Source organism: Flammeovirga sp. MY04 (assembly GCF_001682195.2).
In the GTDB taxonomy this organism is placed as follows: domain Bacteria; phylum Bacteroidota; class Bacteroidia; order Cytophagales; family Flammeovirgaceae; genus Flammeovirga; species Flammeovirga yaeyamensis.
In genome coordinates this window covers 1,567,501-1,582,041 of the sequence record NZ_CP003561.2, presented here as the reverse complement: position 1 = coordinate 1,582,041, position 14,541 = coordinate 1,567,501, and the positions used below count along the sequence as shown (strand labels likewise).

General features: G+C 35.1%; 9 protein-coding genes (1 of these 9 only partly in view). 7 read left to right on the top strand and 2 right to left on the bottom strand.

The features are described from left to right. Nucleotides 1-75 precede the first annotated feature (75 nt). A complete protein-coding gene (locus MY04_RS25830) occupies nucleotides 76-3,807 on the top strand; it encodes a sulfatase-like hydrolase/transferase (RefSeq protein WP_066215774.1) in 3,732 nt (1,243 codons plus the stop codon). Between the two features lie 22 nt (nucleotides 3,808-3,829). Continuing rightward, a complete protein-coding gene (locus MY04_RS25825; protein WP_066215772.1) occupies nucleotides 3,830-4,453 on the top strand; it encodes a hypothetical protein in 624 nt (207 codons plus the stop codon). 49 nt (nucleotides 4,454-4,502) lie between these two features. On the opposite strand, the gene MY04_RS25820 is transcribed toward MY04_RS25825, so the two are convergent. Beyond that, nucleotides 4,503-4,937 carry a plasmid mobilization protein gene (locus MY04_RS25820; RefSeq protein WP_066215770.1) on the bottom strand — a complete coding sequence of 145 codons (435 nt, stop codon included), beginning with the start codon at nucleotides 4,935-4,937 and terminating at the stop codon, nucleotides 4,503-4,505. Nucleotides 4,938-5,153: 216 nt separating this feature from the next. Between MY04_RS25820 and sbcB the strand changes: the two genes are divergently transcribed. Then, complete coding sequence (gene sbcB / locus MY04_RS25815; RefSeq protein WP_066215768.1) at nucleotides 5,154-6,608, top strand: exodeoxyribonuclease I; 1,455 nt, start codon at nucleotides 5,154-5,156, stop codon at nucleotides 6,606-6,608. 1 nt (nucleotide 6,609) lies between these two features. Further along, nucleotides 6,610-8,394 carry a hypothetical protein gene (locus MY04_RS25810; RefSeq protein WP_066215766.1) on the top strand — a complete coding sequence of 595 codons (1,785 nt, stop codon included), beginning with the start codon at nucleotides 6,610-6,612 and terminating at the stop codon, nucleotides 8,392-8,394. On the opposite strand, the gene MY04_RS25805 is transcribed toward MY04_RS25810, so the two are convergent. Further along, entirely contained in the window at nucleotides 8,391-9,623 is a 1,233-nt protein-coding gene (locus tag MY04_RS25805; RefSeq protein WP_066215764.1) for a hypothetical protein, read from the bottom strand. The genes MY04_RS25810 and MY04_RS25805 overlap by 4 nt on opposite strands. A gap of 149 nt (nucleotides 9,624-9,772) precedes the next feature. On the opposite strand from MY04_RS25805, the gene MY04_RS25800 reads away from it, so the two are divergent. The 3 genes from MY04_RS25800 to MY04_RS25790 all read left to right on the top strand — a co-directional run. Next, nucleotides 9,773-12,151 (top strand): TonB-dependent receptor, encoded by a 2,379-nt coding sequence (locus tag MY04_RS25800; RefSeq protein WP_066215762.1) that lies wholly within the window; start codon nucleotides 9,773-9,775, stop codon nucleotides 12,149-12,151. Between the two features lie 69 nt (nucleotides 12,152-12,220). After that, on the top strand, nucleotides 12,221-13,273 hold the full coding sequence (locus tag MY04_RS25795) for a hypothetical protein (RefSeq protein WP_066215760.1): 1,053 nt from the start codon (nucleotides 12,221-12,223) through the stop codon (nucleotides 13,271-13,273). Next, a protein-coding gene (locus MY04_RS25790; RefSeq protein WP_066215758.1) for a purine-cytosine permease family protein crosses the window boundary here: on the top strand, nucleotides 13,266-14,541 show its 5' portion. The gene runs 17 nt beyond the window's last position; 1,276 of the gene's 1,293 nt are visible here — the first part of the coding sequence; its start codon is at nucleotides 13,266-13,268; its stop codon lies beyond the right edge, outside the window. The genes MY04_RS25795 and MY04_RS25790 overlap by 8 nt, the downstream gene beginning before the upstream one ends.

Sequence of the window (14,541 nt, the reverse complement as noted above, 5' to 3'; positions counted from 1 at the left end):
GTGATTTATCACTGAATTAATAATCCTATTTTCAAAAAATAAATTAAACATCTACTACTAACACTAAAGAAATAAATGAAAAGATTACTACTTATAATTACTATAATCTCACATCAATTATTTGCTCAATCCCCAGCACATGAAATGAATAAAAAGCTGGGCATTGGCTATAATTTCGGAAATGTAATGAGTGCCAATAACGAGGGAGACTGGGCGGCACCAATTGAAAAATACATGATAGATGATGTGGCTGCCTCAGGTTTTGACCACATTCGTCTTCCTGTAAGATGGGGTTCACATACTTCTAACGATGCTCCTTATACCGTTGATGCTGCTTGGCTAACACGAGTGGAAGAAGTAGTGGATTGGGCCAACGAGGCAGGATTAATTGTGGTGCTGAACGCACATGGAGAACATTGGTTTTTAGATGAGGTATCTAAAGATGATGAGGTATATCCAATTCCTCAATATTGGGAAAGAATGTTATCGATTTGGACGCAGATATCTGAGCATTTTAAAGATAAAAGTAACGACAAATTGGTGTTTGAACTGATTAATGAACCCTATTTTAAAATGGGGCAGGGATTGGTCGATAAACTGAATAAAGAGTTACTTCAGATTGTAAGGCAAAACAATTCGGATAGAATCATTATGCTTACGGGTGGAGGTGATAATGCGATTAATTCCCCTCAAATGTTAGATCCGGAGGTGTTTGCTAACGACAATAAATTGATACCTTGGTTTCATTATTATTGGCCTAATACCTTTACTAAATATCCGGAAATAGAAGGCAGTAAACCATTTTGGGGGTCTCCTGATGATTATCAAAATTTGAAAAGAGATTTTCAAGAGGTGAAAGATTGGGCAGATACGCACAATGTTCCTGTGTATTTAGGAGAGTTCGGATCAAACAATTCATGCGATGAACAATCGAGAATCCGTTATCATAAAGCAGTGGCAGATGTGTCAAGATCGATGGGTTTTTCAGCAGCATTATGGTGTGCAGGACCAAAGGCCAATAAAATGATCTATACTCGTGAAGGAAGACAATGGTTGCCTGGCCATGTGGATGCACTATTAAAAACAGATCAGAAAAAGAATGTACTATTTATCGTCATCGACGACATGAATACGGATTTGTTTGCTTTTGGGAATGAAGAAGTAATTACTCCTACAATAGATAAGTTATCGACCAATGGTATTCAATATACCAATGCACAATGTTCATATCCTGTATGTGGACCATCGAGAGCCTCTTTCTTAACAGGTACTTATCCTGAACGTAATGGAGTCACAAATTTGACTTTGCAATTATCTGAGACAGCACCCGATTTGACAACATTACCGGAGTTATTATCAAGAAATGGTTATAGAACGGCTGCAGTAGGTAAAGTCTTTGATCCACGTAATGTCGATGGTAATCATCACGATATTGCTTGGACTGATAATTATAAAGATCCCAATCATTATGAATATCCAGAAGAGTATGGTCCATTTGTAAAAGGAACATCCTACAGAGTAGAAGCAGATATGTCGACTGAAATTGGCCCTGCTCATGTAGACGACGATGGATATCAAGATGGTCAATTTGCAGATCATGCAATTGAATATATAGATCACTTTAGTAAAGTAGAGCAGCCGTTTTTCTTAGCTGTTGGATTTAAAAAGCCCCATTTGCCATTTATTGCTCCTCAAAAGTATCATGATTTATACAATGAGAACACGCTTACTTTGGCGCCTTTCCAAAAAATGCCAGAAGGGACAGATGCTTTTACTTACAAAGATCCTACAGAGTTATTGGGCTATAAAGATATTCCACAGGAGTGGGAGACAGAATACAATGGTTTTCAAAATGTGCTCGAATTAGAAAAACAGAGAGAACTTTTGAGATCATATTATGCTTGTGCATCCTATATAGATGCTCAAATTGGAAAAATTGTGACCAAATTGGAAGAAGTCGGTGAAGCAGAGAATACTTTAATCGTTATTACTTCTGATCATGGTTTTAACTTGGGTGATCATAATATGTGGGGGAAACATAACTTATTACAAAACGCCTCACAAGTACCGCTGATCATTATCGATCCTACGGATATTTTAAAGGGAACAGATCGATCGGTTCAACTTATCGATTTATATCCTACCATTTGTGATTATACCAATACACCCAAGCCAGAGTTTTTACAAGGTAACTCTCTATACATAGCAGATTACCAAGAAACGGATTATCCTTTAGACTTGTCGGTGACCTATTACAAAAAAAGTGGATCGAATGGGTACACATTTAAAAAGGGAAATGATAGATACACAATGTGGACGAACGATAGAAGTATGTCGCCAATAGAAACATCTTTCCAAAATATCACATTACGTCATGAAGAGTTTTACACTTATAATTCGATTCAAGAATTAGAAACTAAAAATGAAATAAACAATCCTTCTTACCAGAATAGAATTAATGAGTTAAGAAGACTGGCAGAAGTATGGTGGAACAGGTATTATGGACAAACTCATCAAAATGATACTGAAAATCTAATTTTGGTCAACCCAAATTTTGAAGAAGGAATTGAAAATGGATGGTCTACCACACATAAGGCAGATGCTGAAATCCAATATGAATTAAGAAGTGAGCCTTTCCCATCGAATAATACGTTGGGTGCAACAATGGATATTCAGAGTAATGGAGGAGCCTTTTCAAATCTAACTCTAAGAACAGACCAATATCCAATCGGGTATACGGTATCAAATCCTAAAGAGATGATTATTAGTTTTGATGTGTATTCTTCTGTTGATACAGAAATAAGAGCTCAAATACAAGGGGATAATGGAGATAGAATTAATGGCCCAACGCAATTGATTCAAAAAGATACACCTTTGGAAGTGGTGACAAGAGTGAACTCCACGACAGGTATGAGTGCATTTCGATTGGCTATTCAGTTGGGTAAAACTGTGGGTGTGATACACTTTGATAATGTAAAGGTGACGATTGAAGATGATGTGGAGCAGATGAATCAACTAAAAGAAGCCATCGAAGCGTTAAAAATTGGTTATGCGGAGGGAGATTCTAAAAATAATGTTAATAATAACTTATGGTTAGAACAAGAAGGCTTACATGGTACAAAAGTAGCTTGGAATTCATCAGATGAAAATGCTTTACAGATTCTGAACGATTCTGGTATTGTCACCAAAGACTATTTTCCACATGTAGTTGTTCTACAGGCGGAAGTATCTTTAAATAATTTAAAAGAAACTAAAACCTTTGTTATCAAGGTGAATCAAATGTTCTCTAATGAAATGAATGGCATTTTAGAGGAGGTTCAATTGATTTATCAAGGTGACGATTCTAGTGATGGAGTAACTCAAGATATATTAATTCATGAACCATCAAGTAATGCCAATATTCAATGGATCTCTTCTGATAATGAAACTGCAAGTATCGAAGATGATTTAATTAAAATAACGCAACTTGAGGAGCAAACAGACATTGAAATAACTGCAGTAGTGACGTTGGGAGATGAAGTAGCTGAAAAACAGTTTTACTTTACTGTACTAGGTATAGAACCTCCAACATCAATTCCAGAACAGAATGGATATATTAAAGTATATCCTAATCCGGTTCAACATCAAATAGTAATTCAAAAACAGGACAATAACCCTATTCAATTATTGATGTATTCAGTAGAAGGAAAGGTGATTCTAAAACAAACTATTCAATTGCCAAAAGAAACTATAGACGTATCACATTTACAACGTGGTGTGTATATACTGAAAATTGGAAGTCATTCTCATCGAGTAATTAAATATTAATCATCAACTAACTCTAAATTTTATGAAGTTATTATCAGCTTTTATTCTTTTTATTATTTTTAGTTCTGCTGTTTTCTCTCAAAGTAAATTAGAAAAAGAAGCAAGACATTTTACATTTTGGATGGACAATATTGTAAATCTAAACGACCTGCAAAAACGTCAGATGCAAAAAGCAAGGTACAGTTATTTGGTCGTTAAAAAAGATCCCAAGAATGCGAACATGGGGCTTTCTGAAAAAATTGAGCTAGATCAGAGTTTTTGGGAAAAAAGAAACGAGATCTTAACAGAAGATCAGTTAGTCACACTTGGTTCATATCTGAAGACAAATAATGATATCAAAGATTTGAGAAAGATCATTGATGTAAGAGAAGATCAAACGAAAGTAATTGAAGAGTATTTTATTCAAGTAAATAAGAATGTTGTCATTCAAAAAAATGAGCACGGAATATTAAGTGATCAATACGATGACGCTTTTCAAAGAGCAAAGACAAAAAAGGAGAAATTCTTATTGACCATTCTTGACCCTAATCAACAAGAAAGCTATAAAGCTCATCTTCGAAGATTGGGAGGTTATAAAGAGCAAAAGACAAATGTATTAGAAGATGCAAGTCCTAGCGAGCTTACACTTCTTCCATTGGAAGAATAAAAAAAAGAGGAACAGCAACTGTTCCTCTTTTTTTTGACCCAATTTTAAATTATTTATTTAAATCTGCTTCAATTAAGTTTCTAATGTAGTCAGAAACTTTTAGTTGCTTAGCAGATGCTTGTTGATCTAAAGCATCATACTCTTCTTTGGACATTCTGAAAGTAACAATCTTATTGGAACCGCCTTGCTTTCGAGGCTTCCTGCCTCTATGTTGAATAGCAATACGATATTCTTCTAGAAAATCTTTAGTTGATAATGCATAAGGTTTAACTCCATCCACGAAGATCATAGAGGTGGCTTCATCGCCTTTCCATGCTGCTTTTCTTTTGGATGTAAAACTCTGGAAAAATGCCTTCCTCGTTTCAAAATTTTTGACGTCTGCAGAAGGTAGACTTTTCACATAATCTTTCAGGGTCATTTTAGCCTTTTTGGCTAATTTTTCTACCTCAGTATAAGGTTTTTTATAATAGATATATTTTGCCATTTGAGATATATTCGTATTACGTTATATACAAATAATTAATTTTCAGAGACTTTTGCAACCTTTTAACAATAAAATTTTTTGATATACACATTAAAAATAAATATAAATACAATTGATAAACTATTTCCTTTATTTGTACAATTTCTTAGCTTCGTATTTAGGCCATTTGAATAGACCTTTAGTTTTTCCTTTTTTTAATTTAGACGATTTTTTGGTATGAATCCAACTTCATTATTCTTTTACGATTACGAGACGTTCGGCAGGGATCCGAGGCAAGATAAAATTGCTCAATTTGCTGGGGTAAGAACCGATCTAGATTTGAATATTATTGAAGAGCCAATTATCAAATTTTGTCAGCCTTCTTTAGACTTTCTACCTGAGCCTGAGGCATGTCTGATTACAGGGATTACTCCACAGATCGCGAACAACAATGGTATTCCCGAATATCAATTTATGCGCATCATTAAAAATGAGTTAGGAAGAAAAGGAACATGTCATGTGGGCTACAATAATATTAGCTTCGACGACGAGTTTTCTCGTTTTGGCTTCTACAAGAATTTCATCGATCCTTATTCTCATGAGTGGGCGGACAACAATTCAAGAATGGATGCATTGGAAATTCTTCGTCTTACCTACGCATTACGACCTGAGGGAATCAATTGGCCAACAAACGAGGAAGGGAAACAATCTTTCAAATTAGAACACTTATCAGTAGCTAACGGAATTGAACATGAAAACGCACACGATGCCATGTCTGATGTGTACGCTACTATAGAGGTACTGAAGTTGGTAAAACAGCATCAACCCCGACTATTTGATTTTGCTTTAAAGATGAGAAATAAAAAAGTGGCCAAGGATGAAATCGAAAAAGCGATGAATTCTGGAAGTTATCTTTTGAAAATATCACCTTATGTGCCTGTGGAAAATGGTCATTTATCGTTTGTCTTCCCAATTTGTCAGGATGCCCAAAACAATAATGCCTTTTTAGGATACGATTTGCGTACATCGCCTGCTTGTCTCAAAGATCTGGATGTTGAACAGCTACAAGAGAAGATGTTTAAGAAAAAGGATGAAATGGAAGAAGGAGATGAAAGACCAGGTGTGGTTCAGTGCATTGTTAATAAATCGCATATTTACTGCGATCCAAGAACCTTGTCTCCTAAAAGAGCGGAAGAATTGGGTATCGATTTGAAAATGATTGAAGCACATAAAAATCAGTTGATCGAATTGTTATCAGATAGTACGATTGAAAAAAAATTAAAAGAAGTGTTTAATAGAGAGTTTGCTCCGATCACAGATGTCGATGGACAATTATATGATCAGTTCATCAATAATTTCGATCGATCAATTGCCAATAGATTAACTACTGTTGATAATCCTGAACTCATCAATCATCAGAATTTTAAGTTCAGAGACGAACGTCTAATAGAACTTTTGTATAGATATAAAGGAAGAAATTTCTATAATCAACTACCTGATAACGAAAAAGAGGTATTCAAATCTTTCTGCAGATCTAAAGTGATTTCAGAAAGCGATAATACGATGGGCATTGATAAGTATAGAGATAACTTATCAGATTTAATGGGCGAACATAAAGACGATCCACGTGCTTTAGGTATTCTTACCGCTCTAAAGCAATACACAGACCAAGTAGAAAAAAAATTAAACTAACATGAAGTTACTATATACTGTATTTCTTCTATTAGGACTTTGTGCCTTTACCGAAATACACGCACAAGTCTTTAAATTTAAGAAGGCTGAGAAAAATTCTGGTGTAACGATAAAAACTTTATCGAATGGTAATACAAATAAACAATGGAAGAAAGTAATAGAGAGGAATTCTCGTAAACCTAAATCCAACGATTTAATTGCCGATGCATTATTTGTCGATTTTGGAAAAGTAACTCCTCAAAGTAAAGAAGCAAGCATTTTTGTAGGTAACGTCTACGAACCAACCACCGTTGAAGTATTTTATATAGGTGATAACGAATTTTTCTCTATTGATATAGGTGATAAAACCAATTTCTGGTTCACACAAGATACCATGAGTTTTGTCTTACCTGTGATGTTGGATGAAAAATTGGAGATTAAATTCAGAACCAATGCATTAAGTAAAGGGACTAAAAAAGCGTATTTGGCTTTTAAAATCGGAAAGCAATTGGTGAGGGTGGCGCTTAAATCGAATGTCACCGAAGCCTTACCTGAAGAACACGAAGAAATTGAAATCAACTTAGGTAATGTGGAAGCCGATTCGGTTGAATTTACGGATTATATTTTCAGCAATTTAGAAGAGTATCCTTTGGAGTTCAATTATCAAGGAGATACTTCTGCCTTTGTGTTTATGATTAATTACGATACAATTCCAGCCGACTCTGTTCGTCAAATTGTCTCTACAAGCGATACAACCATTTTATCTGTGGCAGCTCTAGCTAATAATTTGGGAGACCATTATGGTCAGATCACTTTTAAGAATATGTACTTGGAACAAAAAGTACAGCTAACATCACGTGTCGTTAAGGTAAGGGGGAACCTCATTTGGGAAGATACATTAAATTACAATCAGAATATTCAACTTTTAAGTAAGGAATTGTACACACCTAATGATTCGGTTTTTTATCAGTTGAAAATTTATAATGATAGTGATTACGATACTTTAATTGATATCAATAAGTTCGTAGAGTTGCAAACAGAAGAATGCTTAAGCTATCATTTCCCAGAAACTTTGATGAAGCCGCGAGAGACTACTATGGTAAAAATTCCTCTTTATCTCAATAAATCATGTGATTTAGGGAAACCATTAAATACAACAATGAATCTGATGATATTAAAAGATTCATCAGTTGTGTCTCAAACTATTCAATACGATCCGATATCAAAGATTAAGGAAGAATTACTATCGACTTTTCCTAAAGAGTTGACATTTACATCAAATAATGATACGGTAGAGATAAAGGTGCCTTACTTCAATTTAGGTAGAAATGCGAGGTACCCCGATCTAAAATCGTTTATTGATGAAATTGAAAAGCCAAGTAGTATCGATCTGTTTTATTATCCTCCGAGAATAAAAGGCTATCATAAAGGGTATGTCTCTATTTTCTTGACACCTTTCGATTCCATCGCCTTCCATCAGGAGCATCATGAACAATACAAAGCTACCATTTATGGAGAAGAAGTGATCACAAAAGTTCATTTGGTTCAGAAACCATGGACGGCAATTGTGGCAGACTATACTACCGAAATTATTATCGGTATCGTTGTCATCATTTTGATTGTTCTTGGGATATTGTCGCCGAAAATCATCAAAGTGTCTAAGGAAAAATGGGCCTTATATCAGTTTAATCGAAAGAAAAATGCAGATATAACTTCTATTCAAAGATGCTTAGAACTCACGGATAATGAAAATATTCAATCAGAATTAAAACAAATATTGGAAGAAGTCGAAAACAGAGAAAGCTAAGATTTACTGATTTTCACCTTTCCATGAATCAGCTTCCCTTCATGATCCATCCCACTAAAGATGCCGTCATAAGGGGAGCTGTTTTCGTTTAAGAAAAAGCTTTTGAAAAAGATCTCCACATTCATCATTTTCGATAACCCCATTAATTGGAAGCTGAAATGAACAACAGATCCGTTTTGGATAATCTCGAATTCGTCTTTCTGAAAAATACATCCATCTGTGGTTGATTTTATTTTGAAAGTGGTAGGATCGATGGAAAATCCTAAACTAGCATTCTCATCTTCAGCATAATCAAATACTATTTGATATACTCCCGCAAGTTTATCGTACGTAGAAACAAACGGACTTCTTGATGATATCTCAAAAGCTGAATTGGGCACTTTACCCCGGTTCATTATCACTTGGTTTCTAATTTCCTGGATAATGTAACTTGGTGCTCTCCTTTCTAAAGACGCCTTTATCATCTCTTCTTTTGAATGATATTTTTCAAAAATCAGTTTTCCTGCAATCACTCTATTATATATATCAAAAGCCGTATAAGTGCCGATTAAATATGGATTACTATTCGGATCCATGTGACCTGCATATAAAATATCCTCACCACTATCCACTAATTTGTTATCCATTAATGTCTTGGTTTTAATGTGAAGAATGTCGGCTCTTCTAGAAATAAACCCTTGATAATTGAACTCCTTATACGAACCATCATCTTGGTGATAAATGTATTTATAGTTCACGTTTTTCCAATTATTGTAGATTTCTACCTGCCCTTTTATTACTTCTTTATTTTCCCCAAAGTGATAGGAGAGGTAGTAACCATTCTCGGTGGTGTCATTATTCGATAACCAATCGAGTTGCTTTTGTTTGTCTGACTCTTCTAAAATGTCAGCATCTAGAAAGGAATAGATATCTTGATATCCCACATAATTAAGCATTAATTGACTGTAGTAATGGGTAATCTTTATTTGTAAAGAACCTTTTTCGAGTAATCGCTTTTTATCATAAAGGTATTTTCCATTCACAAAATCAGAGGACTGCTTTTCGAAATCTTGTTTTAGGTTGGGTTTATCAGGATCGTAATTTCCGAAACCGAAAATTTGGGCTACCTTTTTAGGTAAAGCTTGACTATGCTTCTCTTGAAACTGAAACATCACTTCTTTCATCAAAGTGTCGAAACAAGTGGCTGTAAATTTTATTGTGGTTAAATCGTGCTTCTTATTATTTTCCATAAAATTCCTGATAAATACGTCGGAATTCTAAAATAAATAAAATGGAATCAGAAATAAAAAATAATCATAAGGAATAATTTATACTTACAACGTTAATTCGAAAATCACTTTTTGTACTAACATTTACTCATCACTTTCAATAGATCAACATGCTAAGGAAATTATTTATTCATCTTATACTTTTATTCTTTTCGTCCGTTTCCATTGTTTTGGGACAGAATAAAATCATATCAGGAAAAATCACATCGTCGGATCAGCAAGGATTAATTGGTGCAACAGTTCTTCAAAAAGGGACAACCAATGGTACCGTGACCGATTTTAATGGAAACTTCGAAATGGAGATTCCAGAACAATCTACTATTGTGGTATCCTATACGGGTTACATTACAGTAGAATTCGAGGTAGGCAATAAGACAAAGTTTTCTATTGTTTTAGAAGAAGATGCTCAACAATTGGAAGAGGTGAATGTGGTTGGATTTATGGGCGTTGTTGGTAAATCGAGAAGAAGAACAGAATCCATTCAAAATATTCCTGAATCAGTTCAAGCCTTAAACTTTGAGGGTATAAAAAATGCAGGAATCACTGATCTTAGCTCTTTTGCTACTTTGGTGCCTAACATGAAATTTAATACTTCTCAAGCAGTAGGTAATAATTTTATATCCGTAAGAGGAATTCCCCAACTCAGAGGAGGTGATGCTCCAGTTGCATTTGTTATTGACGGTGTAACTGTGGCTGACCCAAGTTTATTAAATCAGGAGTTGTACGATTTGGCTTTGGTAGAAGTAGTAAAAGGTCCACAAGGTGCATTATATGGTAAAAACGCTATTGGCGGTGCAATAAACATCTACACTCAGGAGCCTACGAACACGATGAGTAATAAAGTGAAAGTGGGGTATGCCAATGGAAATGCAAAAACAGGTCAATTCGTTTCTTCAGGGGCGATTGTCAAAGACAAGTTATATTATAGATTCTCCACTCAGTATAGAGATTCAGATGGTTTACTTAAAAATGACTATCTGAATGAGTTTGTTGATTTCAGAAAAGACATCAACCTAAGAGGACAACTTAAAGCAGACTTAACGGATCGTTTGAGCGTATCCGTAGCTTATCAACATTTTAATTTAGAGGGAGGAGCGACCTACTACTCTGTTAATCCCGAAGGTTATGAGTTCGAAGGAAATCTAGAGCCGGGTGGTGTTTTGGATCCCAATCCAAAGGAAGGAAATAACACCATTGTAAGTGATGTATTGGGTAAATCGAGTATGATCAACCACAATGGTAATTTAAAAGTGAACTACCGTGCCAATCACTTTAACATTCAAAGTGTAACGTCGTTTAACCAAGTTGATCGTAAAACATATGGCGATTTAGACTTCTTACCTTATGATGATTTCACACAGAATGAAGTGACTTCATCAACTACTTTCAACCAGGAAATACGATTTGATAATAAGAATAAGACATCAAAATTGGATTGGAGTTTTGGCGGGTTCTTCCAAACTGTGGAGGAACCTTTCTACCAAGATGGTTTAGTGAGGGATTACGATACTTGGGAGCAATTCAATGTAGTGGCTGCTGATCTTACAAATTTCACTCAAACTTTAGCATTATTTGGGTTTGTAGATTATAAAATCACTAATAAGTTAACGGCATCGGTAGGTTTTAGATTTGATATTGATCGATTCGAGCAGGATGACCGTTTGAATGATGTGAAGTCGGATAGAACGAATAATGTTTTTCAACCTAAAGCATCATTGGCTTATCAAGCAAATAAGAACATCTTATTCTTTGCCAACTACGGAAAGGGCTATAGAACAGGAGGATTTAACCCTGCGATCACCCAACTTTTTGATAAAGACTTTAAGGATGAATTGACGGATAACTATGAGATCGGTTTCAAAACATCAGCTTGGAACGAAAGAATTATCTTTAACGGATCTGCTTTCTATACAGACTTTACCAATCAGCAACAGTTTATCTTAGATTTAACCGATTTCTACGGTGGTATCTATAACTATGACAAGAGTAGAGTGATTGGTTTTGAGTTAGACACGAAATTTAGACTAAGTAAGTTCTTAGATCTTGGCTTTAACTATGGTATATCAGATTCTCAAATTATTGAAGGAGGAACGACAGGTGGAGAAAATGGAGATGCTACTGATAATAGTGTTTATAACGGAAACAAAACGCCTTTTGTGCCGGTAAATACATTTGGGGTGAACCTATCCTCTTCTATTCAAATATCAAAAGAACTTAGATTTAACGGATTTATCAACCTAGATCATACAGGTAAAACCTACTGGCACGAAAGTAATTTGAAAGAACATACATCAGATGCTTATAAACTATTAAATGCTAGAGTATCGATGACCTATAAGAAATTCGAATTTGAAGTATGGGGAAATAACCTCACCAATCAGCAATATTATCAAGAATTTTCACCAGGTCAATTTGTAGGTAGCCCAGACGATGTAGGTTGGAGAGGTCAACCACTAAGTGTTGGTACAGCATTGACAGTAAGGTTCTAATATCACTACAGAACGCGATGATTATTATAACTAATAATCATCGCGTCTACCTATCAACAAATAATTATTTTGGAAAATACTTATAAGGAATTTTGTCGTATCCTGATTCATGATATGTTCAAAGTTCAATCAGGAGAAACCATTGCATTTACTGCAGATTCAGGTTCAGATTTCACATTAATAAAATACCTTACCCAAGAAGTGGAGAAATGTGATGCCAAACCGCTTACCGTCATCGTACCAAAAGCAAAATATGATGGTCAGGATGGTATGGCTTATTGGCCTCACGAAACGTTGACTCCAGCACTTTGCCAAGTGGATGTGTGGATCGATCTTCAATCCATTGTGATGCTCTATTCTGATATCTGGGAGACTGCGATGGCAAAAAATAAGAAACTCAGATATTTAATAATAGGGGATACACCCATCGAATCATTGGTGAGAACCTTTGCTCATTTTGATATTCCAACCCTCAAAAAATTATTGATGCGTGTGTTGGAAATGGCGAAAAAATCAAAAAGAGTACATATCAAAAGTGCCAACGGTACCGATGTTTATTACGACATCGACCTAAATTATACATTTGATATTGATGATGGAGACTACTCTCAACCAATTTTTGGTACTGCCCCAGGCTATGTGAATATTGTCCCTAAATTAGAGAGCATGAATGGAAGAATCGTTTTTGATACTTTGATGAATGCTGACCTTACAGGCGATAATCATGTTGAGTTTATTGTTGAGGGTGGTAAAATCGTTAAAATTCTAGGGAATACAGAAGCAGAAAAGTTTATTCAGTTTTTAGCATCTTTTGATGATGAAAACATGTATAAGATCTCCCATAACATGATTGGTCTTAATCCAGGAGTGAAGGAATTATCGGGAGACATAGTCGAAGACGAAAGAGTTTGGGGAGGAGTTGATTTTGGCTTTGGTTATACCAGTCCTATGGATATGCCTCCTTTTGGTCAGCAAGCCGTATCTCATTTTGATGGGGTAGTAGAGAAAGTAACCTTATCATTCGACGATAAGGAGATCTTAACGAAAGGTGAGATATCGTTGGAAGAGTTATTACCTTTCGTGGAGCAATTAGAAAGAAAAGACAGAGAAACGCATGAGTGATAGTAATCAGTACACCAACTCAAAGGTTACATCAAATGATTTTATGAGTGGATGGGCCATTGCCTTAATCATCGCAGGAACAGGTGTGAGTTTGCCTATTCTCTACTTAGGTGCTGAAATCACTTTAAAAGCAGGTTTTGAAACTGCCCTTTGTGCCTTTGGTATTTCGACTGTTGTATTATCAGTTTTATGTATTCTGACTACATTAATTGGTAACCGAAGTCGATTATCCACTTATATGATATTGAGTTTCCCTTTTGGTAAGCAAGGAGTGAAACTGATCAACTTAATGATCGGTATCTGTTTGTTGGGTTGGTTTGCGGTGGCATTAGAACTTTTATCAGAAGCTATTAACGATACATTACTATCCACCTTAAATTTTGATGTTCCTTTTTGGTTGATCAGTATAATTGGTAGTTTAATCATTACATCAAGCACGATGTACGGTATCAAAAGTTTGGAAAAGCTGTCAAATATTTTTGTACCAATATTACTATTGTTCCTCATTGTTGTGGTCTATCTCACTTTTGATGATCAAGTAAGTTGGGATGGAATTATTAATTTTGTACCAACATCAATTACTCTTTCTACTTTTGAGGCCACCTCTATTCTAATAGGATCATCCATATTATTGCCAGTATTAATGGCTGATTTTTCAAGATTTGTATTTAATGATCGTCACAGTTTGATATCCATATTGGGTGTGACCATTGGTTTTCCCTTAGTGTTAATCATAAGTGTCGTCCTTGCCGTAAACACCGGAGAAATTGATATCATGAAAATGATGGAGAAGATGGACTTAATTATTCCTGCTTTCTTATTGTTGTTTATCACCACTTGGGTAACAAATGCCACGAACTTATATTCTGTAGTATTGACATTCTCTACTTTGTCATCAAAATCGAATTTCAAATACCTATGTATTATTAGTAGCATCCTAGGAACATTATTGGCTATAGGTCGTTTCTCCGAGCATTTATTCGATTTTCTATCCTTATTAGGAGTATTCACCCCATCAGTGTCGGCCATTTATATCATTGACTTTTTTATTCTAAGGAAACAAGTCTATCATTTAGAAGAAAGAAAGAATTTTGGAATACCAGCTTTATTGTCTTGGTTGTTGAGTAGTATTATATCACTTTTCTCATATTACGAACAAATAACGATTACTTCTTTTTATTTTGTTGACTCTTTACTAATTGCAGGATTGATGTATTTCCTATTATCAAAGGTTGAAATGAAACGTTCAATCCGTAAGAAATCATTTG